General features: G+C 66.3%; 18 protein-coding genes. 13 read left to right on the top strand and 5 right to left on the bottom strand.

The features are described 5' to 3' along the window. Window positions 1-401: 401 nt before the first annotated feature. Both RR42_RS28300 and kbl read right to left on the bottom strand, forming a co-directional pair. Window positions 402-1,376, bottom strand: coding sequence for an NAD-dependent epimerase/dehydratase family protein (locus RR42_RS28300; protein WP_043354857.1), 975 nt, complete (start codon window positions 1,374-1,376; stop codon window positions 402-404). Then, entirely contained in the window at window positions 1,373-2,575 is a 1,203-nt protein-coding gene (kbl, locus tag RR42_RS28295; RefSeq protein WP_043354855.1) for a glycine C-acetyltransferase, read from the bottom strand. Before kbl ends, RR42_RS28300 begins: the two co-directional genes overlap by 4 nt. A gap of 88 nt (window positions 2,576-2,663) precedes the next feature. Here kbl and RR42_RS28290 point away from each other — a divergent pair, with 88 nt between their 5' ends. From RR42_RS28290 to RR42_RS38925, 4 genes are all read left to right on the top strand, one after another. After that, window positions 2,664-3,260 (top strand): helix-turn-helix domain-containing protein, encoded by a 597-nt coding sequence (locus RR42_RS28290; RefSeq protein ID WP_043354853.1) that lies wholly within the window; start codon window positions 2,664-2,666, stop codon window positions 3,258-3,260. A 486-nt stretch (window positions 3,261-3,746) separates the two neighbouring features. Then, a complete protein-coding gene (locus tag RR42_RS28285; protein ID WP_043354852.1) occupies window positions 3,747-5,201 on the top strand; it encodes a cytochrome ubiquinol oxidase subunit I in 1,455 nt (484 codons plus the stop codon). A gap of 5 nt (window positions 5,202-5,206) precedes the next feature. Further along, complete coding sequence (gene cydB / locus RR42_RS28280; protein ID WP_043354850.1) at window positions 5,207-6,214, top strand: cytochrome d ubiquinol oxidase subunit II; 1,008 nt, start codon at window positions 5,207-5,209, stop codon at window positions 6,212-6,214. Continuing rightward, complete coding sequence (locus tag RR42_RS38925; RefSeq protein ID WP_082055131.1) at window positions 6,214-6,378, top strand: DUF2474 family protein; 165 nt, start codon at window positions 6,214-6,216, stop codon at window positions 6,376-6,378. The genes cydB and RR42_RS38925 overlap by 1 nt, the downstream gene beginning before the upstream one ends. Window positions 6,379-6,460: 82 nt before the next feature. Here RR42_RS38925 and RR42_RS28275 read toward each other — a convergent pair whose 3' ends face one another. Continuing rightward, the gene (locus RR42_RS28275) at window positions 6,461-7,225 is read right to left on the bottom strand and encodes an SDR family NAD(P)-dependent oxidoreductase (protein WP_043354849.1); all 765 of its coding nucleotides are present in this window, start codon (window positions 7,223-7,225) and stop codon (window positions 6,461-6,463) included. 167 nt (window positions 7,226-7,392) lie between these two features. Here RR42_RS28275 and RR42_RS28270 point away from each other — a divergent pair, with 167 nt between their 5' ends. From RR42_RS28270 to RR42_RS28235, 9 genes are all read left to right on the top strand, one after another. Next, window positions 7,393-7,989, top strand: a complete 597-nt coding sequence (locus RR42_RS28270) for a TetR/AcrR family transcriptional regulator (protein WP_043354847.1) — start codon at window positions 7,393-7,395, stop codon at window positions 7,987-7,989. 55 nt (window positions 7,990-8,044) lie between these two features. Beyond that, window positions 8,045-9,361 (top strand): MFS transporter, encoded by a 1,317-nt coding sequence (locus RR42_RS28265; protein ID WP_043354846.1) that lies wholly within the window; start codon window positions 8,045-8,047, stop codon window positions 9,359-9,361. 376 nt (window positions 9,362-9,737) lie between these two features. Next, a complete protein-coding gene (locus RR42_RS28260) occupies window positions 9,738-11,753 on the top strand; it encodes a LamG-like jellyroll fold domain-containing protein (protein WP_043354844.1) in 2,016 nt (671 codons plus the stop codon). Between the two features lie 28 nt (window positions 11,754-11,781). Beyond that, window positions 11,782-11,955, top strand: coding sequence for a hypothetical protein (locus RR42_RS40770; RefSeq protein ID WP_173430733.1), 174 nt, complete (start codon window positions 11,782-11,784; stop codon window positions 11,953-11,955). A gap of 102 nt (window positions 11,956-12,057) precedes the next feature. Further along, a complete protein-coding gene (locus RR42_RS28255; RefSeq protein WP_043354842.1) occupies window positions 12,058-14,211 on the top strand; it encodes a phosphocholine-specific phospholipase C in 2,154 nt (717 codons plus the stop codon). Window positions 14,212-14,380: 169 nt separating this feature from the next. Continuing rightward, complete coding sequence (locus tag RR42_RS28250; RefSeq protein WP_043354841.1) at window positions 14,381-15,250, top strand: LysR substrate-binding domain-containing protein; 870 nt, start codon at window positions 14,381-14,383, stop codon at window positions 15,248-15,250. Between the two features lie 155 nt (window positions 15,251-15,405). After that, window positions 15,406-16,104, top strand: a complete 699-nt coding sequence (locus RR42_RS28245) for an HAD family hydrolase (protein ID WP_043354839.1) — start codon at window positions 15,406-15,408, stop codon at window positions 16,102-16,104. Between the two features lie 155 nt (window positions 16,105-16,259). Continuing rightward, window positions 16,260-17,291, top strand: coding sequence for a M14 family zinc carboxypeptidase (locus RR42_RS28240; protein ID WP_043354837.1), 1,032 nt, complete (start codon window positions 16,260-16,262; stop codon window positions 17,289-17,291). Continuing rightward, on the top strand, window positions 17,288-18,055 hold the full coding sequence (locus tag RR42_RS28235; protein ID WP_043354836.1) for an alpha/beta fold hydrolase: 768 nt from the start codon (window positions 17,288-17,290) through the stop codon (window positions 18,053-18,055). The genes RR42_RS28240 and RR42_RS28235 overlap by 4 nt, the downstream gene beginning before the upstream one ends. Before the next feature lie 26 nt (window positions 18,056-18,081). On the opposite strand, the gene treF is transcribed toward RR42_RS28235, so the two are convergent. After that, the gene (gene treF / locus RR42_RS28230) at window positions 18,082-19,752 is read right to left on the bottom strand and encodes an alpha,alpha-trehalase TreF (RefSeq protein ID WP_236702215.1); all 1,671 of its coding nucleotides are present in this window, start codon (window positions 19,750-19,752) and stop codon (window positions 18,082-18,084) included. Window positions 19,753-19,931: 179 nt separating this feature from the next. Then, window positions 19,932-22,109, bottom strand: coding sequence for an EAL domain-containing protein (locus RR42_RS28225; protein WP_043354835.1), 2,178 nt, complete (start codon window positions 22,107-22,109; stop codon window positions 19,932-19,934). Window positions 22,110-22,118: the final 9 nt, after the last annotated feature.

The raw sequence follows: 22,118 nt of genomic DNA, 5'->3' as shown, positions 1-22,118 counted from the left end.
GCAATGCCCTTTCGGATACGGGTTGCCCGGCTTCGCGCCGATAGTGCGCCAGCATGAACCCTCCGATGTCGAACCCGGCCCTGGCGGCCGGAAAGTCGGATTGCTGGATTTGCAGTTGTGGTCATGAGTTGTCTCCTCTGGTAATCGTTATTTGGATCGATGCGGCCGGCGCTTCGCGCCTCGTCTATCGCTCGCGCGGTATCGCGCATCGTCCAGATCGCCCTCATTCCCCGACAACGCATCCCAGCGTCCGAAATCGAGGCGATCTTCTATCACAGGGGCTCGACCCTGTCTATATGTTTCCCGCGCTACCGTGCAACGACCTTCGCGCGGCCTGCTGTTATGCTGCGAGGCGGGCCGGCGGCCGGGTTCCTGGCTTTGCCTGCTGCGCCAACCCGGTCTCAGCTCACGCATTCCAAGGCGCTACCCTGGTTCAGCGTTGCCAGGTTTTTCAGCATGTCGGCCACCATCTCCTTGAGGCCGAATTCAGGTCTCCAGTTCCAATCCCGCCTGGCTACCGAGTCGTCGATGGAGTCAGGCCATCCAGCGGCAATTTCCTGACGGAAATCAGGCTCGTACCTGACATCGAACCCCGGGCAATGCCGCCGGATCTCGTTCGCGATTTCGCCAGGCGTGAAGCTCAAGCCCGCAAGGTTGTAACTTCCCCGCTCGGAGATGCTGGCGCGAGGCGCCTCCATCAGCTCCATGGTCGCGCGAACGGCGTCCGGCATGTACATCATTGGCAAGGCTTCATCTTTCTCCAGGAAGCAGGCATAGGGTTGCGCCCTGAGCGCCGAATGGAAGATATCGATTGCGTAGTCCGTGGTTCCGCCGCCTGGAGGCGTCTTGTAGGAAATCAATCCCGGATACCGCAGACTCCGGACATCCACGCCATGGTTCTCAAAGTACCAACGGCACCATCCTTCGCCCGCCAGCTTGGAGATGCCGTAGACGGTCTTTGGCTCCATGATGGTGCTTTGGGGCGTGCCGTCCGGCGGCGTTGTCGGGCCGAATGCCGCGATCGAACTGGGCCAGAATACCTTGTCGAGCTTCTGATGACGCGCAGCCTCCAGCACGTTCAGCAGGCCGTTCATGTTGAGTTGCCACGCCCATGTGGGCGACTTCTCACCGGTTGCCGACAAAGCGGCCGCCAAGTGATAGATCTGGGTGATCCCATGCCGCTCGATGACATCGCGAAGGTGCGCCCGATCGGTTACGTCGAGCATTTCATGCGTGAGGTGCAGATGGCGGCCGTGCGGCACCATGTCGCTCGTGACGACATTCTGCTTGCCATAGCGATCGGCCAGCGCCGACGCCAACTCCGTTCCCAATTGGCCGTTGGCGCCAATGATCAGTACCCTGGCTGGCTTTGTCATTGAATGATCCCCAGTTCCTTGCCAGCGATCTCGAACGCCTCCAACGCCTGGTCCAGCTCGGCGCTGTCGTGCAAAGCGCTGATCTGCACGCGGATGCGTGCCTGCCCCCTGGGGACCACGGGATAGAAGAAACCGATGACATAGACGCCCAGCTCCAGCAGACGCCGGGACAGTCGCTGCGCCTTTTCCGCGTCGTACACCATGACGGGAATGATGGGGTGGTCGCCGGGCTTCACGTCGAAACCCAGCGTGCCGAGCTTGCCGCGGAAGTAGCGCGCATTGCGCTCGAGCTTGTCCCGCAACGTGGTATCGGCTTCGAGCAGGTCGAGCACCTTGAGTGTCGCGCCCACGATGCACGGCGCCACCGTGTTCGAGAAAAGGTAAGGCCGGGAGCGCTGGCGCAGCAATGCCACGACTTCCTTTCGCCCGCTCGTAAAGCCGCCCGAGGCGCCGCCTAGCGCTTTGCCAAGCGTTCCGGTGATGATGTCGACCTTTCCGAAGATCCCACGGTGTTCGTGAGAGCCGCGGCCACGCTGCCCAAGGAAGCCGGTGGCATGGCACTCGTCGATCCCGAGGAGCGCCCCGAACTCGTCGCAGATCTCGCGGATCTCGTCAAGCCGGGCAATCGTGCCATCCATCGAGAATACGCCATCGGTAAAGACGAGCTTGAAACGCGCGCCTGCGGCATCGGCCGCCTTCAACTGCTCGCGAAGATCCTCAAGGTCATTGTTCTTGTAGCGGAAACGCTTGGCTTTACACAGCCGGATGCCATCGATGATGGATGCGTGGTTCAGTTCGTCGCTGATGACAGCGTCGTCCGAACCAAGGAGCGTCTCGAACAGGCCCCCGTTTGCATCGAAGGCCGAGCCGTAGAGGATCGTGTCTTCGGTGCCGAGAAAGCTCGCGAGACGCGCCTCGAGCGACTTGTGCAGGTCTTGCGTACCGCAAATAAACCGAACGGAGCTCAAGCCAAAACCACGCTCGCCGAGCGCGCGATGCGCAGCCTCCACGACCTCCGGATGGGACGAGAGGCCCAGGTAGTTGTTAGCGCACAGGTTGATGACTTCCTTCCCATCGGTAGTCCTGATAAGGCTGCCCTGCGGAGAAGCGATGACACGCTCGGTCTTGAACAGACCGGCTTGTTCAATGGACTCGAGCTCCTGGCGGATGGCTGCGTAGAATGCGTCTGTTGTCGGCACAGCGGTGCTCCTGTAAACTGATGATGATCGATAAACTGAACATGTTCTGTATATCGAACGTTTTGTTCACTTTACAGGACTTCATTTCATGACACAAGTCCCCCCGTCGGAGGCGTTCGCAGAAGGCCCCCCCGTCATTGGCGCCAGGCTGCAATTGCTTCGCCAGGCACGCAAGCTCTCTCTCGACGAGCTTTCCAGGCGTGCTGGCGTATCCAAATCGATGCTTTCGCAGGTTGAGCGGAATCTTGCCAATCCCACGGTGGCGGTCTTGTGGCGCTTGGCGAACGCTTTGGGCATCGGCCTGGCCGAGTTCCTTTCCGGCGAGCAGGCCGACAAGCCGACGCCAACCGTGACGGTCATTCCCGCTCACTCGATCCCGGTGATCAGAAGCCCGGATGGCAAATGCGAGTTGAAAATTCTCGGCCCGGTGGACCTTGCAAGCCGGGTGGAATGGTATGAGCTGTCGATCCATCCTGGCGGCGTACTCGCATCCGAGCCGCATGAGAGTGGCTCGAAAGAACATCTGTCCGTCATGAGCGGCTGCGTCACCGTTCAATCCGGCCCCAGTGAGAAGAAAGTCCGGCACGGCGAGTCCGCGCGCTATCCGGCGGATGTTCAGCATGCCATTTCGAACCCTGGAAAAACCATGGCCACGGCATTGCTGGTCGTTGAGTACGCCCAGTAAAGCCGTTCATCGGAAGTCGACAGGATCACGGAAACGCGAGTCGCCATGCTCGATCATCGGATGGGGACCTCGTCAGCGAGTTCCGTAAGGGCCATCTGGCTGCAAGGCGACGGCTCGGCCGCTGAGCCGTCTTCCGAACAGGACACCCCCCCAAATCTGATACGGTCTTTTTCTAAGCCGTTGCTTCTGTTATCCGCCGCAAGCTACCGGTAGCATGTTGTCCATGGCATGCCGCCAATCTCCCAGCCTCACTGCTGCCCCATCCATGGACACCCCTGCATCAAACCCGGCCGCCTCGGCGGGTTTCCTTTTGCCAGCAACATCCCCCGGCCTCTCGCCACGCCAGTCAGCCCACGAAAAAGAGCACCTCTATGCGCTCGGCCTGTGGTCTACTCTATATACGCTTGCGCCTGAAACGCAACGTGAATGGACCGCACCCGAACTGGCCGGCCAAGCCCGTTCCCAATGTCCCACGGAGATCACGACATGTTTGGCTTGAGCGCGCTCGACCTGGCACGGATCCAGTTCGGCTTCACGATTTCCTTCCATATCATCTTCCCGGCCATCACCATCGGCATGGCGAGCTACCTCGCCGTGCTGGAAGGCTGCTGGCTGCGCACGCAAGACACGGTCTACCGCGACCTCTATCACTTCTGGTCCAAGATCTTTGCCGTCAACTTCGGCATGGGCGTGGTGTCTGGGCTGGTGATGGCGTACCAGTTCGGCACCAACTGGAGTTTCTTCTCGGACTTCGCCGGCAGCGTGACCGGCCCCTTGCTGGCCTACGAGGTGCTGACCGCGTTCTTCCTGGAGGCCGGCTTCCTGGGCGTGATGCTGTTCGGCTGGAGCCGGGTCGGCCCCGGCCTGCATTTCTTCGCCACGCTGATGGTGGCGCTCGGCACCCTGATCTCGGCGACGTGGATCCTGGCCTCCAATAGCTGGATGCAGACCCCGCAGGGCTACGAGATCGTCGATGGCCGCGTGGTGCCGGTGGACTGGCTGGCGGTGATCTTCAACCCGTCGTTCCCGTACCGCCTCTTGCATATGAGCGTGGCGGCCTTCCTCGCCACCGCGCTGTTCGTGGGCGCCTCCGCCGCCTGGCACCTGCTGCGCCGGCGCGATAACCCGGCCATCCGCAAGATGCTGTCGATGGCCATGTGGATGCTGCTGATCGTGGCGCCAATCCAGGCCGTCATTGGCGACATGCACGGCATCAACACGCTCAAGCACCAGCCGGCCAAGATCGCCGCGCTCGAAGGCCACTGGGAAAACCACGGCAACGAGCCGCTGCCGCTGATCGTGTTCGGCTGGCCCGACATGGCACGCGAGGAAACCCGCTTCGCGGTGGAAATCCCGCGCCTGGGCAGCCTTATCCTCACCCATAGCCTGGACGGCCAGATCCAGGGCCTGAAAGAATTCGCGCCGCAAGACCGGCCTAACTCCACCATCATCTTCTGGAGCTTCCGCGTGATGGTGGGGCTGGGCATGCTGATGATCCTGCTCGGCCTCTGGAGCCTGCTGCTGCGCCGGGGCGGCAAGCTGTTCCAGACGCGCGCGTTCCTGCGCATGGCGCTATGGATGGGCCCGGCCGGGTTGATCGCGCTCCTGGCCGGCTGGTTCACCACCGAGATCGGGCGCCAGCCGTGGATCGTCTACGGCGTGATGCGCACCGCCGACGCGGTCTCGCCGCACGGCGTGCCGGAACTGGCGTTGTCGCTCGCGCTGTTCGTGGTGGCTTATTTCTTCGTCTTCGGCGTGGGCATCGCCTACATGATGCGGCTCGTGCGCAAGGGCCCGGTCGAGCATGAGGGCGATCCGGAACCCGGCGGCGGACACGCCGTGGAAGGCACGCCGGCGCGACCGCTCTCCGCGGTGGACGATCCAGGCGATGTCCCTGGCGCGGCCACTTCTACCAACCGCCTGGCCGATAGCAGGAGCTGATCATCATGGGCATCGACCTCTCTTTGATCTGGGCCGTCATCATCTTCTTTGGCGTGATGATGTATGTGGTGATGGACGGTTTCGACCTGGGCATCGGCATGCTGTATCCCTTCGTGCCGGACCGCCATGACCGCGACGTCATGATGAACACGGTGGCACCTGTGTGGGACGGCAACGAGACCTGGCTGGTGCTGGGCGGCGCGGGCCTGCTGGCCGCGTTTCCGCTGGCCTACTCCGTGGTGCTCAGCGCGCTCTACCTGCCGCTGATCTTCATGCTGCTGGGGCTGATCTTTCGCGGCGTGGCGTTCGAGTTCCGCTTCAAGGCCAATGACCGCGAGCGCCACGTCTGGGACAAGGCGTTTATCTGCGGCTCGCTGGTGGCGGCGTTTTTCCAGGGCGTTTCGCTGGGCGCGTATATCGACGGCATCAAGGTAACCGGGCGCACCTTCTCGGGCGGCCCGCTGGACTGGCTGCAGCCCTTCCCGCTGTTCTGCGGCGTTGGCGTGGTGGTGGCGTACACCGTGCTGGGCAGCACCTGGCTGATCATGAAAACCGAAGGCAAGCTGCACGAGCGCATGCTGGAACTCACCGGCAAGCTGGCCTGGGTGTTGCTGGCCGTCATCGCCGTCATCAGTATCTGGACGCCGCTGTCGCAGCCGCGCATTGCCGAGCGCTGGTTCAGCCTGCCCAACCTGTTCTGGTTCTCGCCGGTGCCGCTGCTGGTGGCGTTTGCCATGTACCGGCTGATCCGCTCGTTGCAGCAGCATGCGCACCTGGCGCCGTTCATGTACACGCTGGCGCTGGTCTTCCTGGGCTATAGCGGGCTGGCGATCAGCGTATGGCCGAATATCGTGCCGCCGGATATCTCGATCTGGGCCGCCTCCTCGCCACCGCAAAGCCAGGGCTTTGCGCTGGTGGGCGCGCTGTTCATCATTCCTTTCATCCTGATGTACACGGTGTGGGCCTATTACGTGTTCCGAGGCAAGGTGAAACACGGCGAGGGGTATCACTGATGCCAGCGACGCAGCACCGCCGGCGATCGCCGGACGATGCGCCCAGGCCGTGGCTCAAGCGGGTCGGCTGGATGGTGCTGATCTGGGTGGCCAGCGTGGCCGCGCTGGGCGTGGCGGCTTTGCTGCTGCGCCTGCTGATGCGGCTGGCAGGCATGCATAGCTGAGGGGCGTCCGTGGCCCGGCGCCCCGGCACCTGCGGGGCGCGATCCGTTGACCTTAGATCCTTGATCTTTGACCCTCAGCGGCTCACGCTGAAAGTCCACCATCCACGCCGATGCTCTGGCCGTGGATAAAGCGCCCCGCTGGCGATGCCAGCAGCACCGCCAGCCCCGCTACATCCTTCGCCTCGCCGATCCGCCGCATCGGGATCGCGGCGGCCAGGCGCGCCTCCTGTTCCGGGTTGCCCCATAGCGCCTCGCGCGAGAACTCGGTGCGCACCGGCCCGGGGTTGATCGCGTTCACGTTGATCCCCTTCGGCCCGAGCTCCAGCGCCAGGCTGCGCACCGCACCGTCCGTTGCGGCCTTGGTGATGCTGTACATGCCGAGCATGGCCGAGCCGCGCTTGGCCGCGATGCTCGACATGAAGATGACGGCACCGTCACCACGCTCGATCATCTGCGGCGCCAACGCATTGACCAGCACCAGGTTGCCTCGCACATTGCCCGCCATGGCCTGCTCGAGCACGTCCGGGCCCTGGCTCAGCAGCGCGCCCGCCGCGCCGCTGCCGGCCGCGTTCAGCACCAGCGCATCCACGCGGCCGTAGGCGTCCAGCGCTTGCCTGGCAAACGCCTGGACGCTCTCCACGTTGCCGATATCGCAAGCGATGCCCTTGGCCTTGAAGCCCTCGCCGTCCAGTGCGGCCGCCACCGCCTCGGAAGTGGCCTGGTCACGGCCGGACACCACGAGCGCGGCGCCGCACGCGCCCAGCGCGCGGGCCATTTCCAGGCCCATGCCCTTGGTGGAGCCGGTGATGACGGCAACGCGGCCACTGAGATCGAACAGGTTCTGCATGACGGATTCTCCTGATACAGAGGAAAAGAAAAGCGACGCTGCCCGCATCTGCGATGCTGCGCGGCGACGCCTGTTTAAATGATGACCAACATTTATTGAATAAATTATGGGTGTCATATAAAATCCGGTCAAGCAAATCAAGCAAAGTTTCAACAGGAGAGCCAGATATGGCGCGCGCATCACGAGAGCAGGCCGACAAGCACAGGGAAGCCATCGAGCAGGCCTCCTCCAGGCTATTCCGCGAGCGCGGCCTGAACGGCGTGAGCGTGGCCGAGCTGATGGCCGGGGCCGGCCTCACGCACGGTGGCTTCTATGGGCACTTCTCGTCCAAGGACGCGCTGGCCGCGCTGGCGAGCAAGCGCGCCTTCGAGGAATCCGCGCGGCGCTGGTCGCGCCGCATCGAGCGCGCCAAAGGCGACAAGCAAGCGATGCGCGCCAACCTGGTGGAGGCCTACCTCACCACGACGCATTGCACAAGCCGCGGCGATGGCTGCGCGGCGGTGGCACTCGCTGGCGACATTGCCCGCGAGCCGGCGGACAAGCCAGTGCGCCAGGTCTATATCGACGGCCTCAAGGTCATGGTCGAGGACTGGATGAAGACGGTCGAGCACGCCGACCCGGCCGAGCGCCGCAAGCTGGCGCTGGGACAGCTGGCCATGCTGGTGGGCGCCATGACGCTGGCACGTGCCACCGAGGGCGATGCCATTTCCGAAGACATCCTGGGCGCGGCGCGCGACATGCTGCTGGGTCCGAATTCCCAGTAGCAGCAACGGCCAACACCCCACGACAAACCAACGCCCCGCCCCCGGAACCCGACCCATGTTCGCTCAAGCACTTTCCAGCCGGCTCGACCGGCGCGGCATCCACTACGCGTGGCTGATCGCCGCCATCACCTTCTGCGTGATGCTGACCACCTCGGCCGCGCTCGGCCTGCCCGGCGCCTTTCTCAAGCCGCTGACGCGCGAAATGGGCTGGGACACGGATCAGATCTCATCCATCCTCGCGTTTCGCTTTGCGCTGTTCGGCCTGATGGCCCCGTTCTCGGCGATCCTGATGGAGCGTTTCGGCGTGCGCAACGTGGTGTGGGCCGCGCTGGCGCTGATTGCCGGCGGCATGGCGCTGGCCACTGTGGCCACCGAGCTGTGGCAGTTGTTCATTGCCTGGGGCCTGATGCTCGGGGTTGGCTCTGGCCTGACCGCGCTGGTGCTCGCGGCCGTGATCGCCAGCCGCTGGTTCAGCGCGCGCCGCGGGCTGGTGATCGGCATCCTGACCGCCAGTTCGGCCACCGGCCAGCTGGCGTTCCTGCCCGTGGCCGCCTGGCTGATCGAGCATATGGGCTGGCGCATCGCGGTGCTGCCGGTGCTGGGCGCCTGCGCGGTGCTGGCCGTGCTGGTGTTCTGCTTCATGCGCAATCGTCCGGCCGACGTGGGCCTGGCTGCGTTCGGTGAAGTGCCCATGCACGCCCAAGCCGCGCCGGCGCCGCCCAGCGCGCCCGCGCCGCTGACCTTGCGCGGGCCCTTCGTGGTGCTGCGCGACGCCGCCCGCAGCCAGACCTTCTGGATCCTGGCCGGCACCTTCTTCATCTGCGGGCTGAGCACCAACGGCCTGATCCAGACGCACTTCATCTCGCTGTGCGCGGACTTCGGCATGGCCGCCGTGCCGGCCGCCGGCGCGCTGGCGATGATGGGCGCGTTCGACTTTGTCGGCACCATTGTCTCGGGATGGCTGTCGGATCGCTATGACTGCCGCAAGCTCCTGTTCTGGTACTACGGCCTGCGCGGCCTGTCGCTGTTCTGGCTGCCCCACTCCACGTTCACGCTATACGGCTTGTCCATCTTTGCCATGTTCTACGGCCTGGACTGGATCGCCACGGTGCCGCCCACGGTCAGGCTGGCAGGCTCGGTGTTCGGCAAGGAGCGCGCGCCGATGGTGTTCGGCTGGATCTTTGCCGCCCACCAGGTCGGCGCCGCCACGGCTGCGTTTGGCGCGGGCCTTACCCGTACCTTGCTGCTGACCTACACACCAGCGCTGTACGCCGCGGGCGCGGCGTGCATGGTGGCCGCGCTGCTGGCGTTGATGGTCCGCCGCCCCGGCACGCAGGCTAGCGGCGCGGCCCCGCAAGCAGCCAAGGCCTGACATTCGCGGCGCTCGCCGCCGCTGCGTTGCCCTTGTCGCCATGACAAGGGCAACGAGGGCAACGCGGCACCTTTGATCCTCGCAATACTCCCCCGCCGTACCCCTCGCTTTCTCTCCCATCGTCGTGCTCCGCGGTCATTCCTGACGCCGCGCTTTCCTCGTTTTTTTTCGTCCCCCAGCCCGCCATCCAGGCAGGGCCTGTGCCTCTGCGTGCCTGTCCCATCAAGAATGCAAATGAGCGCATCAGCATTCTTTGCCTCCCTGTCACCCGCATGACAACCCCTTTTCTTACTCTGCCAACGCGTCACGGGGAGCGTGATCGGACGCGCCGCCGGAGCGGCGCGCCGCGTTGGATAACAGAAAAGAGGAACCGGATATGGCATGGAAACAGCGGGCACGCATGGCATGTGGCCTGGCCCTGGCGGGCACGGTAGCGGCATGCGGCGGCGGCGGCAGCGACTCGCCGGCAGTGGTGGCCCCCGATCAGAACAACACGGGCGGCAGTGGCGTTGCCAGCAAGAAAGTGCTGCTGGTCGGCGTGGACGGCGCCACCTATAGCCAGCTGCAAAACGGCATCGCCCAGCGCACATTGCCCAACCTGGCCACGCTGTCGGTCACGCCAGCATCGACCGGCGGCCGGCTCGGCACCACCACCGAGCAGGTTCCGCTTGCCGGCCCGAGCTGGGCCACGGTCCTCGCCGGCAACTGGGCGAACCGCCACGGCGTGGGCGACGACGTTGCCGTGGCCACCGGCCTGCGCACGCCGAGCCTGTTCCAGTACTTGCGTGCCAACGCCGGCTCGAGCGCACTGCGCCGCGGCGCCGCTACCAGCGCGCCCGTGTTGCCGGCGTTGCTCAAGGCCGACGTGGCCGCAGGCAATCTCGACTCCATGCGCGACTGCGCCGCCGACGACAACTGCGTGGCGCAAGAGGGTGTGAAGCTGGTGCAGTCTGGCTACGACGTAGTCTTCACCCAGTTCAGCGCGCCCGACCTGGCCGCGGCCGCCCAGGGCTTCCAGAACGGCGGCTACGCCACCGCGCTGTCCAGCTTTGACCAGGCGCTGGGCAAGCTGCTGGCCGCCGTGCAGGCTCGCCGCGCGGCCAATGCCAACGAAGACTGGCTGGTCGCCGTGACCACCAGTCACGGCCTGGACGCGACGGGTTCCACCACCACCCTGCCGACGGTGCAAAACCGCACCACCTTCATCGCGCTCAACAAGCCCTTCAACACGGCGGTGGCCAGCAACCTGCCGGCTGCGCCCGCCAATGCGGACGCGCTGGCGGCACTGCCAACCGAGGCGGACCTGCTGCCCACCATGCTCGCGCACGTCGGCGTGGCCCTGCCCGCCGCCTCGTACCAGATCGACGGCTCGGCGTTGGCCGGCACTGCGGGCGTGCGGGGCTTGCAGTCCGTGGTGGGCAGCACCAACACCTCGCTGGTGCTGTCATGGCAGAACCCCACCACCGCCACCGGCGACATGACGCTGCTGCGCGACGGGGTGCAGATCGCCACGCTGCCGGCCGGCACGTCCACCTATGAGGACAAAGCCATCACCGCGCCGGCCAGCGGCGTGTACCGTTTCAACTACACGCTGGTGCGCAACGGTATGCCCACCGCGCTGCTGGCGCAGATCAACTACGTCAAGCCGGTCGTGCTGGCCGACACGCTGCGCAACAACCTGGCTGCTTACTACAGTTTCGAGACGCTGCCGGCAACCGACAGCAAGGGCACTACCGCCATCGGCCCCTGGGTTCCCGGCACCGATGGCGGCTCGCTGAGCAGCGACAGCTTCGGCGGCAAGGCGCTGAAGGTCGATTCGAGAATCGACGCCTATCAGCTCACGCAGAGCGGCGCCGATATCGCGCTCGCCCCGCAATTCACCATCGGCTTCTGGTTCAAGTCCGACTGCACCCAGGGCAACGGCACCGGCGAGCCGATCCTGGCCAACAAGAACTGGACCTCGGGCAGCAACGCGGGCATCGCGATCGGCCTGTGGGGCAGCTGCTCGGTGAGCTTCAACATCGGCAGCGGCGGCAAGCGCGACGACATCACGGGCATGACGTTCAGCGCCAACCAGTGGACCTATCTGGCCTTGTCGATCAACGCCACGGCCAAGACCTTCAGCGCCTACGTCATCGACCCGGTGCTCGGGCTGCAAAAGGCTGAAAACAGGGCCATCGCCAACACCGACGTGACCAAGCTCAACGGCCTGGCCACCAAGGCCTGGGGCCTCAATGACGATGCCACGCATGCCTATGTGCCGAACAACGGCGGCGCACTCAAGGGCGTGATGGAGTTCAACGACCTGGCCATGTGGACGCGCCAGCTCAGCCTGGCCGAGCTGCAGACCATCACCGGCTCGCGCCAGCCGCTGTCCACGCTCAACCCCTGATACCTATTCCCCGAGAGCAAACGTGATCATGAAGCCTTCAATCTCTTTCTTCGCGCAGCCGGGCTGGCTGGCGGCACTGGTGCTGTGCGCCACGCTGACGGCTTGCGGCGGCGACTCCAATGACAAGCCCGCCGATCCGGCGCAGCCCGGGCAGCCCGGGCAGCCGCCCGCAGCCACGCCGCAGCTGCGCTGCGCGCCTTAACGAGCAGCCGCGAATAGCGACGACCCGTCCCTAACTGCAGCGCACCGCAGGGCGCCAGCCCTGCGCACCGCACGAACCGAACAGTCCAGCAAAAAAACCAAGATGAGCCTTCACAGCAGACGCAATTTCCTCAAGATGGCCGGCGGCAGCGCCGCCGCCACCGCGGCGCTGGCCGCCTTCCCGCCGTCGATCCGGCGCGCGCTGGCGATTCCCGCCAACAACGCCACCGGCACCATCCGCGACGTGGAGCACGTGGTGATCCTGATGCAGGAAAACCGCTCCTTCGACAATTACTTCGGCACCCTGCAGGGCGTGCGCGGCTTCGGCGATCGTTTCCCGATCCCGCTGGCCGGCGGCCTCAACGTCTGGCAGCAGGCCTACACCAACCGCATCGTGCAGCCTTACCACCTCGACAGCACGGCCGGCAATGCGCAACGCGTCAGCGGCACGCCGCACAGCTACCCCGACGCCCAGAATGCCTGGGACCTGGGCCGCATGAACAAGTGGCCCACCTACAAGAACACCCAGTCGATGGGCTACTACACCCAGACCGAGCTGGACTTCCAGTTCGCACTCGCCAACGCCTTCACGCTGTGCGACGCCTACCACTGCGGCTTCCATGGTGGCACCAACACCAACCGCCTGTTCCACTGGACCGGCACCAACGACCCCACCGGTGCCAATGGCGGCCCGGTGATCGACAACAGTGGCGACTCCATGGGCGCTTCCACCGGCGGCTACCGCTGGACCACGTATCCAGAACGCCTGCAGGCGGCGGGCGTAAGCTGGAAGCTGTACCAGAACATGCCGGACAACTTCACCGACAACCCGCTGGCTGGCTTCGTGCAGTACCGCAAGGCCAACGAGGCGCGGGGCAATACGTCCAACGGCAGCCCCTACCCGGCCTATACCATCGCCGACGACGTCATCAACCCGCTTATCAAGGGCATCGGCAACACCATGCCGGACGGCGGCTTCCTGCAAGCGCTGAAGGACGACATCGCCGCGGGCAGCCTGCCGCAGGTATCGTGGATCGTGGCGCCGGCGACCTACTCCGAGCACCCGGGGCCGTCCAGCCCGGTGCAAGGCGCCTGGTACACGCAGGAAGTGCTCAATGCGCTGACGGCCAACCCGGCCGTCTGGAGCAAGACCGTGCTCCTGATCAACTTCGACGAGAACGACGGCTTCTTCGACCATGTGCCGCCACCCTGCGCGCCTGCCTACGACGCCAACGGCGTGCTCGCCGGCAAGTCCACCGTCGCCACCGACGGTGAGTACCACACCGACATGCATCCCTACGGCCCTGGCCCGCGCGTGCCGATGTACGTGGTCTCGCCGTGGAGCCGCGGTGGCTGGGTCAACTCGCAGGTGTTCGACCACACCTCGGTGCTGCGTTTCCTGGAGGCACGCTTCGGTGTGGCTGAGACCAACATCAGCCCATACCGCCGCGCGATCTGCGGCGACATGCTGTCAGCGTTCAACTTCGTCAGCCCGAACAGCGCGGCGCTGCCTGTGATCCCCAACCGCACCAAGACCGTTGCCGACAAGGTGCGCACGGATCAGGAAGGCATGGCACCGGTTGCGCTGCCGACCGTCGCCTTCCAGACCGCCAACCCGGCCACCCAGCCGGTGGGCACGCGGCCCTCGCGCGCGCTGCCCTACGAGCTGCATGTGAGCGGCCGCGAGGATCCGGGCGCCAAGGCCATGTGGCTGCTGCTGAGCAACACCGGCACCGCCGCCGCCGTCTTCCACGTGTACGACCGCCTGCACCTGGACCGCGTGCCGCGCCGCTATGCGGTCGAGCCGGGCAAACAGGTCAATGACAGCTGGGACGTCTTCACCGCTGACAACGGCAAATACGACCTGTGGGTGCTGGGCCCGAACGGCTTTCATCGCGCCTTCCAGGGCGACGTGAGCACCGTGGTCGCCGCGGGCGGCACCGCGCCGGAAATCCGGGTGTGCTACGACATCGCCAATGCCGCCGTCTACCTGACCATGATCAACACCGGCGCCAAGGCCTGCACCTTCACCGTCACGCCCGCCGCCTACCGCGAAGACGGCCCCTGGACCTTCGACATTCCGGCCGGCAAGCAGCTCGACCAGCACTGGCCGGTGGGCCTGCAGGGCAACTGGTATGACTTCGTCGTGACCACCACCCAGGGCAGCTTCCGGCGCCGCTTTGCCGGCCGCCTGGAAACCGGCGCCGACGGGGTGTCCGACCCGGCGCTGGGCAAGCCCGCACGGGCCGTGCCCTGAGCGAAGCCGGGCGGCGGCAGGAGCACCTGCTCCTGCCGCCGCCCGCGCTTTCCATCCTTTGCACCATCGCACTGCCGCGCCAACGGCGGCGCGATGGTGCGCTGTCACATGAACTGTCATAAAACGCCGCTAGACTGGCGCGCTTGCCTTATTCCCACGGAAACCCCCCATGCTCGGCGACCTGCTGACGACGTTCTATGAAGTGGCACGGCAAGGCAGCATCACCACTGCCGCCAAGCAACTGCGCGTAAGCCAGCCCACGGTCACGGGCCGCATCCGCCAGCTGGAAGAGAACTACGGCGTGGAGCTGTTCTACCGGCGCGCTGGCCGGGTCGACCTGAGCGACGTCGGCGTGGCCCTGATGCCGGTGGTGGAACAGTTGATGCAGCACGAAGGCAGCGCGGATTTCCTGCTGCGCAATGCCGGCAACCTGCATCTCGGCCATCTGCGCATTGGCGCTACCGGGCCCTATTACATCCTGAAGAGCGTAGCCGCGTTTCGCGAGCGCTATCCCGCCATCGAGATCAGCATCGATATCGGCAACTCGCAGCAGATGCTGGATGCGCTGATCGAGTACCGCATCGACGTCGCTGTTTCCTCGCACGCCGTCGAGGACGATCGGCTGGCCCGCATCACGCTGGCCACCGACCCAATGGTGCTGGTGGTCAACCCCGCCCATCCGCTGGCGCGCGCGCCCAGCGTCAGCCTGGCGCAGCTGGCAACCTGCCACCTGCTGATCCGCGAGCACGGGTCGATGACGCGCAAGGCCACCGAGACCGCGCTGGACGGCGCCGGCTTGCCGCTGCCGGCCAGCACCGTCATCGGCAGCCGCGAAGCCATCTACGAAGCCATTCGCCGGGGCCTTGGCGCAAGCGTGGTGCCGCTGGGGGAAGTGCCGCGCGACCCGGCGCTGTGCGTTGTGCCGTTTGCCAGCCATCCGCCCGTGCTGCACGAATACCTCTATTGCCTGCAGGGCCGCACGCATACGCGGCTGATCGGGGCCTTCCTGGATTGCCTCGCGCCGTGCAAGGCAGCGTAGGCGCCATGGGCAACCCCGGCAACCCCGGCGGCCTCGGCAATTTCGCCAAAGGCGGCAAAAATCCCTGATAGCCGTATCGGGATTCTTGCGCCGCGCTTCATCCGTGGGTCATTGCCGATGGGCATCCTTGCCGCTTTTCCGACCGGAGACGGCGCATGTCCTGCCTTGCCTTGTTTGACCTCGACCACACCTTGCTACCGCTGGATAGCGAATATGAATGGGCACGCTACCTGGTGGAGGCCGGCGCGGCGGATGCCGCCGAAGTCGAGGCCAACAACGCGCTGTGGCTGGCCGAGTACAGCGCCGGACGCCTGGACATCCACCGCCACGCCGCCTTCGCCCTGGGCCTGCTGGCGCGTCATCCACACGCACAGCTGGAGGGCCTGCGCAGCGGCTTCATGCGCGACGTGATCGCGCCGGCCATCCGCCCCGAGGCGCGCGCGCTGCTGGCCACGCACCAGGACGCCGGCGATCTGTGCTGCATCGTCACCGCCACCTGCCGCTTCGTCACCGAGCCGATCGCCGAGGCGCTGGGCGTGGCGCACCTGCTGGCGGTGGAGGCCGCACGCGACGCGTCGGGCAATTTCACGGGTGCGGTAGACGGCGTGCCGAGCTTCGGGGTGGGCAAGATCGCACGCGTGGCGCAGTGGCTGGAATCGCTCGGCATGGCGTGGGCGCACTTCGAGCGCACCGTGTTCTACAGCGACTCGCGCAACGACATTCCGCTGCTCGAAGCCGTGAGCCACCCGGTGGCCACCAACCCGGATGCCGCGCTGCGCGCGCTGGCCAACACGCGCGGCTGGCCCCTGCTGATGCTGTTTGCTTCGGCCGAGCCGGCGCTGGCCACGGCCTGACACCGGTGACACCCGGCGCCAGTCACGGGGCTTTCACAAAACCGGGGGATGATGGCGGGCACGCTTTTGTAACCCGACCGGCCGCCAGCGCCTATATTGACGTTGAAGCCCTGACAATCGACCGTCGCATCGCCCCCAAGGAGCCGCCCTCGCCCATGGCGCAGCCACCCAACGCAGGCAGTTTTGCTGAAATGCAGCAACTGGAGGGCATCCTGGAAGCCGGCGCCAGCCGCCTGGATGCCTGCCGCGTCGGGGAGGTGCAGGCAGGCGGCCAGTGCTTTCCCTTGTACACCGCCAGCATCGGGTCGAACGATCCGCATGCGCCCGCCATCGGTTTTTTTGCCGGCATCCATGGCCTGGAGCGCATCGGCACGCATCTGCTGCTCGACTACATGCGCATGCTGCTGTGGCGCCTGGAGTGGGACGAACTGCTGGAGCGCCAGCTGCAATCCGTGCGGCTGCTGTTCATGCCGATCGTCAACCCGGGCGGCATGTGGGCGGGCGCGCGCGCCAACCCCAATGGCGTGGACCTGATGCGCAACGCGCCGCAGGACGCGGTTGGCCGGGTGCCGCCGCTGGCTGGCGGCCAGCGCGTGGGGGCGTGGCTGCCGTGGTACCGCGGCAAGCTCGGTGCGCCCATGGAGGCGGAAAGCACTGCCATGCTGCAAGTCGTGGCGCAGCAGTTGCAGGGCCGGCCCTTGAGCTTCGCGCTGGATTGCCACTCGGGCTACGGCTGGAGCGACAGCATCTGGTTTCCCTACGCGCGCACCGCCGCGCCGATGCCGCACCTGCCTGAGATGTTTGCCCTCAAGACCATGCTCGAGCAGGCACATCCCCACCATGGCTATGCCTTCGAGCCGCAGAGCTGCCAATACCTGCTGCACGGCGACCTGTGGGACTGGGCCTACGACCACACGCCGCCAGGCAATATCTTTCTGCCGATGACGCTGGAGCTGGGTTCCTGGCTGTGGATCAAGAAGAATCCCCGCCAGTTGTTCTCGCGCCAGGGATTCTTCAACCCGGTCAAGGCGCACCGCACCGCGCGCGTGCTGCGCCGGCATGCCAACCTGCTGGATTTCCTCGCCCGCGTGGCCTATGCGCCCGAGCGCTGGCTGCCACGCGGGCAACGCCGCCAGGAATTGCTCGACCGCGCCAACGCGCAGTGGCCCTGGGGGCCGCCCGAATGAGCGACTGGATATTGCTGCGCGGCCTGACGCGCGAAACCCGCCACTGGGGCGTCTTGCCGGGCGTGCTGCAGACCCACGCTGGTATCGGACCCGTCACCATGCTGGACCTGCCTGGCAATGGCGTTGAGGCGGCCGGGCGCGCGCCAGCCAACGTGGCTGCCATGGTGGCGTTCCTGCGCGAGCGTGCCGCCAGGCAGGGGCTGGCGCAGCCATACCGGCTGCTGGCGATGTCGCTGGGCGCCATGGTGGCGGCGCAGTGGGCGCGGCAGCACCCCGAGGAGATCGGCGCGCTGGTGCTGATCAACACCAGCATGCGGCCCTTTTGCAGCGTGGCCGAGCGGCTGCCACCGCGCAACTGGCCGGCGCTCTTTGGCATGGCGCTGCGCTGGCACAACGCCCCTTACTGCGAGCGCATCATCTACCGGCTGACCTGCAACGCGAGCGCGGCCTTCGCGACGGATGTAGCGCAATGGTGCGCGATTCGCGGCAGCGCACCGGTACGCCGGGCCAACGCCCTGCGCCAGCTGTGGGCCGCGGCACGCTATCACGCGCCGGGTGCGCCGCCGGCCTGCCCGACGCTGGTACTGTCGTCGGCGGCGGATCATCTGGTCGACCCGGTGTGCTCCGCGCGCCTGGCCGAAGCTTGGGGCGCGCAGCACCGCCGCCATCCCTGGGCGGGGCACGATTTGCCGCACGACGATCCAGCCTGGCTGGCTGCCGCGGTGGCGCGGTGGCTGGCAACAACCAGTGCCAGCCATCGCTGAAACCATGCCCTCATGCCTTCACGCTTTCATGGATGCACGGACTTCACGCCCGCGCGGCAGCGGCACGCCACATGCGCAGGGTGGTCCTGCAGCAGCCTGCGCACCACACCGTTGGTCCAGCCAAAGCCGTCCTGCAGCGGATACTCGCCGCCCCCGCCGCCTACCGCGCCATCTTCTCCGGGCTGCAGGGCGTATTTCTCCACCAGCTTGTACTCACGCTGGTAAAGGCTTGCCACGGTCACCAGCCAGCGATGGGCGATCTCGTGCGCAAGCGCCGCTTGCCCGCAGCACGCAAACCCGCCAATCGCCAGCCATTGCAGCGGCGCCCAGCCGTTGGGCAGGTCCCACTGCTGGCCGCTGACGCGCTCCGTGGTGGCAATGCCGCCGGGCTGCAGCAGCCTCGCGGCCACGGTTTGCGCCACTCGCGCCGCCTGCGCGGGGGTGGCCGCGCCGACGTAGAGCGGCACCACGGTCGCCGCCGTCAGGTTGGCGCGGGCGTGGTGGCGTTGCCAGTCGAAATCGAAGTAGGCGCCCTCGGCCTCGCGCCACATGAGCCGGTCGATGGCCTCCCGGCGGGCCTGCGCGCGCTGGGCGAAGACCGGTGCGTCGGCATCGCCGGCGGCCTGGGCCAGTTCGGCGAGCTTGTGCTCCAGCTTGAACAACAGGCAATTGAGATCCACCGGCAGGATCGCCGTGGTGCGAACCGTCTCCAGCCCGCCGCCGGGTTCCTGCCAGCGCGAGCTGAAGTCCCAGCCCGATTCGGCTGCGGCGCGCAGGTCGCGGAATACCTCGGCGGCCGGCCGCGCCGCCAATGCGGCCGTGCCGGTGTCTTCGATAAAGGCTTCCTCGCGCGGGGTATCGCGCTCGTCCCAGTAGCGGTTCAGCAGGCTGCCGTCGGCCAGCCTGACCACCCGCCGGCATGCCTGCCCCGGCGCAAGGCAGTCGGCGCCCCGCATCCAGAAAGCGTACTCCTTGCGCAACTGTGGCAGGAAACCCAGCTCGGGTTGCACGCCCTGGTCCTCGAACAGCTCCACCATCAGCGCGAACACCGGCGGCTGCGAGCGGCTCAGGTAGTAGCTGCGGGTACCGTTGGGGATCACGCCATAGGTATCAAGCAGGTAGGAGAAGTTCTCCGCCATGCCGCGCAACAAGCCGCCCTGCCCGCTGGCGGCCAGGCCCAGCATGGTGAAGTACGAATCCCAGTAGTAAAGCTCGGAGAAACGCCCGCCCGGCACCACGTAGGGGTGCGGCAGCGGTAATAGCGAGCATTGCGGCGGGTGCTGCGCGGGATGCCGGGTCAGCACCGCCCACAGCCCGTCGATATGGTCGGCCAGCGGCTGGTTGGGGTCGGACTCGTAGCAGCTCCGCGGCACTTCGGGCAGCGCGAAATGCGCGTGCACAAAGGCGGCAAGGTCGAAGCCGGCAGCGCCGGCGCGAGCGCGGTAGGCGGCCAGGATGGTGGCCGGGTCCTGCCGGGGCATGGCGTCGGTGAAGGTCTTGCTGTCGGGAAAAATGCGCCCCATCTGCACCGCCACGAACAACTCCTGGTAGCGATCGGCGGGCGTGAGCGGATCGGCGTGCGCACAGCCTGCCAAGCGGTGCGGGGCGAGCGTCTGGCCACCGGTGGGGTCGCCCACCTCGCGCACATGAGGCTGGCCGGCCGGGTGGCCGCCTTCGATGGTGATGCGTGGTGCCACGGCCACTCCCGGTTTTTACCCGTGCGGCAGCGCGGTTGGCTGCCAACAAGCAATGAGAGTGGCTGGCGCGCGGGCGAGTTCCACCGCCGCGCAAAGGCGCCGCGTGCGGACGGGACCGCGGTGAAGCGCACAGATCACGACACGCGCGCAGGATGCATCGCATGCGCCGGATGCGCCGCCTAGCGTTCCGGTGTCTGCGCCGTTACCAGCCGCGGCCCGACCACGGCGTGGGCGCGGCGGAAATGCTCGAGCGGCTGCGGGCGCCCGAGCAGGAATCCCTGCGCCTCGTCGCAGCCCTCGGCCTGCAGCAGGCTGAGCTGCTCGTCGGTCTCCACGCCTTCGGCCAGCACCGGGATCGCCAGGCTCTGGCCCAGCGCCAGAATGGCGCGGATGATGGCCTTGGCCTGCTGGCTGTCGGAAATTTCCGCGATGAAGGTGCGGTCCAGTTTGATCTTGTCGAACGGAAAAGAGCGCAAGGTGTCGAGCGACGAGTAGCCCGTGCCGAAATCGTCGATGGCAATGGTCACGCCCAGCGCCTTGATGCGGCGCAATATGTCGAGCGCCCGTTCCTTGTCGCCGATGATGGTCGACTCGGTAATTTCGAGTTCCAGCCGTCCAGCCGCCAGCCCGGTCTCCTCCAGCACTTGCGCCACCAGCGTGACCAGGTTGCCGTGGGTGATCTGCACCGGCGACAGGTTGACCGAGATCTTGCGCGGGAACGTCCACTGCGCGGCTTGCTGGCATGCGGTGCGCAGCACCCATTCGCCGATCGGCAGGATGGCGCCGCACTCTTCGGCCAGGGGGATGAAGCTGTCGGGCGCGATCAGCCCGCGTTCGGGATGATGCCAGCGCAACAGCACCTCGCAGCCGATGGCCTCGCCGCTGGCAATGGCGGTCTGCACCTGGTAGTCCAGCACGAACTGGTTGGCGGCAATGGCGGTCCACAGCTCGCCGGCCAGCGCGCGCCGTTCGCGCTCGGCCTCGTCCATCCGGCTTTCGTAGAAGCAGATCGATTCGGACAAGCTGCCCTTGGCGCGGTACATCGCCAGGTCGGTGTTGCTGACCAGCTGGTCGCGATGGGTGCCGTCGCCGGGATAGATCGCAATCCCGATGCTCGCGCCCGTGGTCAGGTCGAAGCCATCGAGCCGCACCGGCTCGCTCACGCATGTCACCAGGCGCGCGCTGAAGTCGCTCAGCTCGGCCTGCCGCTCGAAACGCTTCACGGCAATGAACTCATCGCCGCCGATGCGGGCGATGAACTCGCCCGGCTCCAGCTGGCTGGCGATGCGCTGGGACACCGCCCGCAGCACGGTGTCGCCGGCCGCATGCCCGTGCAGGTCGTTGATTTCCTTGAAGCAATCCAGGTCGATGCCGAGCGTTGCCACCCGGGTGCCCTGCTTCTGCGCGCGCTGCAGTTCTTCGTCCAGGTAGTCGTTGAAATAGCTGCGGTTGGGCAGGCCGGTGAGCCCGTCGTGGCGCGCCATGTACTGGATCTTGGCTTCGATGCGGCGCTGCTCGGTCACGTCCTCGCAGGTGGTCACCCACGAGCCGTCAGCCATGACGCTGTGCGACAGCGCTATGGCGCGCCCGTCGGGCAACGCCTCCACGCTGCGCCATTGCTGGTGGCGGCGCAGGATCTCGCGGTGCCGCTCGCAAAGCGCCTGCGCGTATTGCTCGGCCCGGTCTTCGGGCTGGCCGGCCTCGGCCTGCGCATTGCCGCCAAGGCGGATGGCAAGCACGCCCGGTGCTGCGATTTCGCGCTCGCGCGCACCCGCCATCGCGCGGCACAGGGTGAGAAAATCCGCGCCTGGCACCAGCGCCGCGCCCGCGCCGCGAAATATCTCGTCCATGCGGCGATTGATCAGGATGATCGTGCCATGCGGATCGAACAGGCACAGCCCCTGCGACATGTTCTCCAGCGCCAGGTCCAGCGTGCGTGTCACCTCCGCAATGCGCTCGGCGTCGGCCTTTTGCTGCGTCATGTCGCGCGTGACCTTGGCATAGCCAAGCTGCTTGCCCTTGCGATCGAAGATCGGCGTGATCAGCACATGGGCCCAGAAGCGGGAACCATCCTTGCGCAAGCGCCAGCAGCCTTCCGCCGCGAAGCGGCCTGCCTCGCGCGCTTGCCGCAACGCCTGCTCGGGCAACCCCGCAGCGCGATCCTCCGGCGTGTAGAAGCACGAGAAATGCGCGCCCACGATTTCATCCCGGGTGTATCCCTTGGCTCGCTGCGCACCGGGGTTCCAACTGCTCACGGTTCCAGCGGGATCCAGCGCGTAGATAGCGTAATCGGTCACGCCGAGTACAAGCGTGCGAAAAAGTTCGGTCTCGCCGGGAGGGCCTTGGATGTGCGGCATGCAGGGTGC

The sequence above is a fragment of the Cupriavidus basilensis genome, assembly GCF_000832305.1.
Taxonomy (GTDB): domain Bacteria; phylum Pseudomonadota; class Gammaproteobacteria; order Burkholderiales; family Burkholderiaceae; genus Cupriavidus; species Cupriavidus basilensis_F.
This window is presented reverse-complemented; position numbering and strand designations above follow the sequence as displayed.

Excerpts from the sequence above, each read along its gene's own strand:
- RR42_RS28300 (WP_043354857.1), bottom strand. The coding sequence starts at position 1,376 with ATGACAAAGCCAGCCAGGGTACTGATCATTGGCGCCAACGGCCAATTG.
- RR42_RS28290 (WP_043354853.1), top strand. The coding sequence starts at position 2,664 with ATGACACAAGTCCCCCCGTCGGAGGCGTTCGCAGAAGGCCCCCCCGTC.
- RR42_RS28285 (WP_043354852.1), top strand. The coding sequence starts at position 3,747 with ATGTTTGGCTTGAGCGCGCTCGACCTGGCACGGATCCAGTTCGGCTTC.
- cydB (WP_043354850.1), top strand. The coding sequence starts at position 5,207 with ATGGGCATCGACCTCTCTTTGATCTGGGCCGTCATCATCTTCTTTGGC.
- RR42_RS38925 (WP_082055131.1), top strand. The coding sequence starts at position 6,214 with ATGCCAGCGACGCAGCACCGCCGGCGATCGCCGGACGATGCGCCCAGG.
- RR42_RS28275 (WP_043354849.1), bottom strand. The coding sequence starts at position 7,225 with ATGCAGAACCTGTTCGATCTCAGTGGCCGCGTTGCCGTCATCACCGGC.
- RR42_RS28270 (WP_043354847.1), top strand. The coding sequence starts at position 7,393 with ATGGCGCGCGCATCACGAGAGCAGGCCGACAAGCACAGGGAAGCCATC.
- RR42_RS28265 (WP_043354846.1), top strand. The coding sequence starts at position 8,045 with ATGTTCGCTCAAGCACTTTCCAGCCGGCTCGACCGGCGCGGCATCCAC.
- RR42_RS28260 (WP_043354844.1), top strand. The coding sequence starts at position 9,738 with ATGGCATGGAAACAGCGGGCACGCATGGCATGTGGCCTGGCCCTGGCG.
- RR42_RS40770 (WP_173430733.1), top strand. The coding sequence starts at position 11,782 with ATGAAGCCTTCAATCTCTTTCTTCGCGCAGCCGGGCTGGCTGGCGGCA.
- RR42_RS28255 (WP_043354842.1), top strand. The coding sequence starts at position 12,058 with ATGAGCCTTCACAGCAGACGCAATTTCCTCAAGATGGCCGGCGGCAGC.
- RR42_RS28250 (WP_043354841.1), top strand. The coding sequence starts at position 14,381 with ATGCTCGGCGACCTGCTGACGACGTTCTATGAAGTGGCACGGCAAGGC.
- RR42_RS28245 (WP_043354839.1), top strand. The coding sequence starts at position 15,406 with ATGTCCTGCCTTGCCTTGTTTGACCTCGACCACACCTTGCTACCGCTG.
- RR42_RS28240 (WP_043354837.1), top strand. The coding sequence starts at position 16,260 with ATGGCGCAGCCACCCAACGCAGGCAGTTTTGCTGAAATGCAGCAACTG.
- RR42_RS28235 (WP_043354836.1), top strand. The coding sequence starts at position 17,288 with ATGAGCGACTGGATATTGCTGCGCGGCCTGACGCGCGAAACCCGCCAC.
- RR42_RS28225 (WP_043354835.1), bottom strand. The coding sequence starts at position 22,109 with ATGCCGCACATCCAAGGCCCTCCCGGCGAGACCGAACTTTTTCGCACG.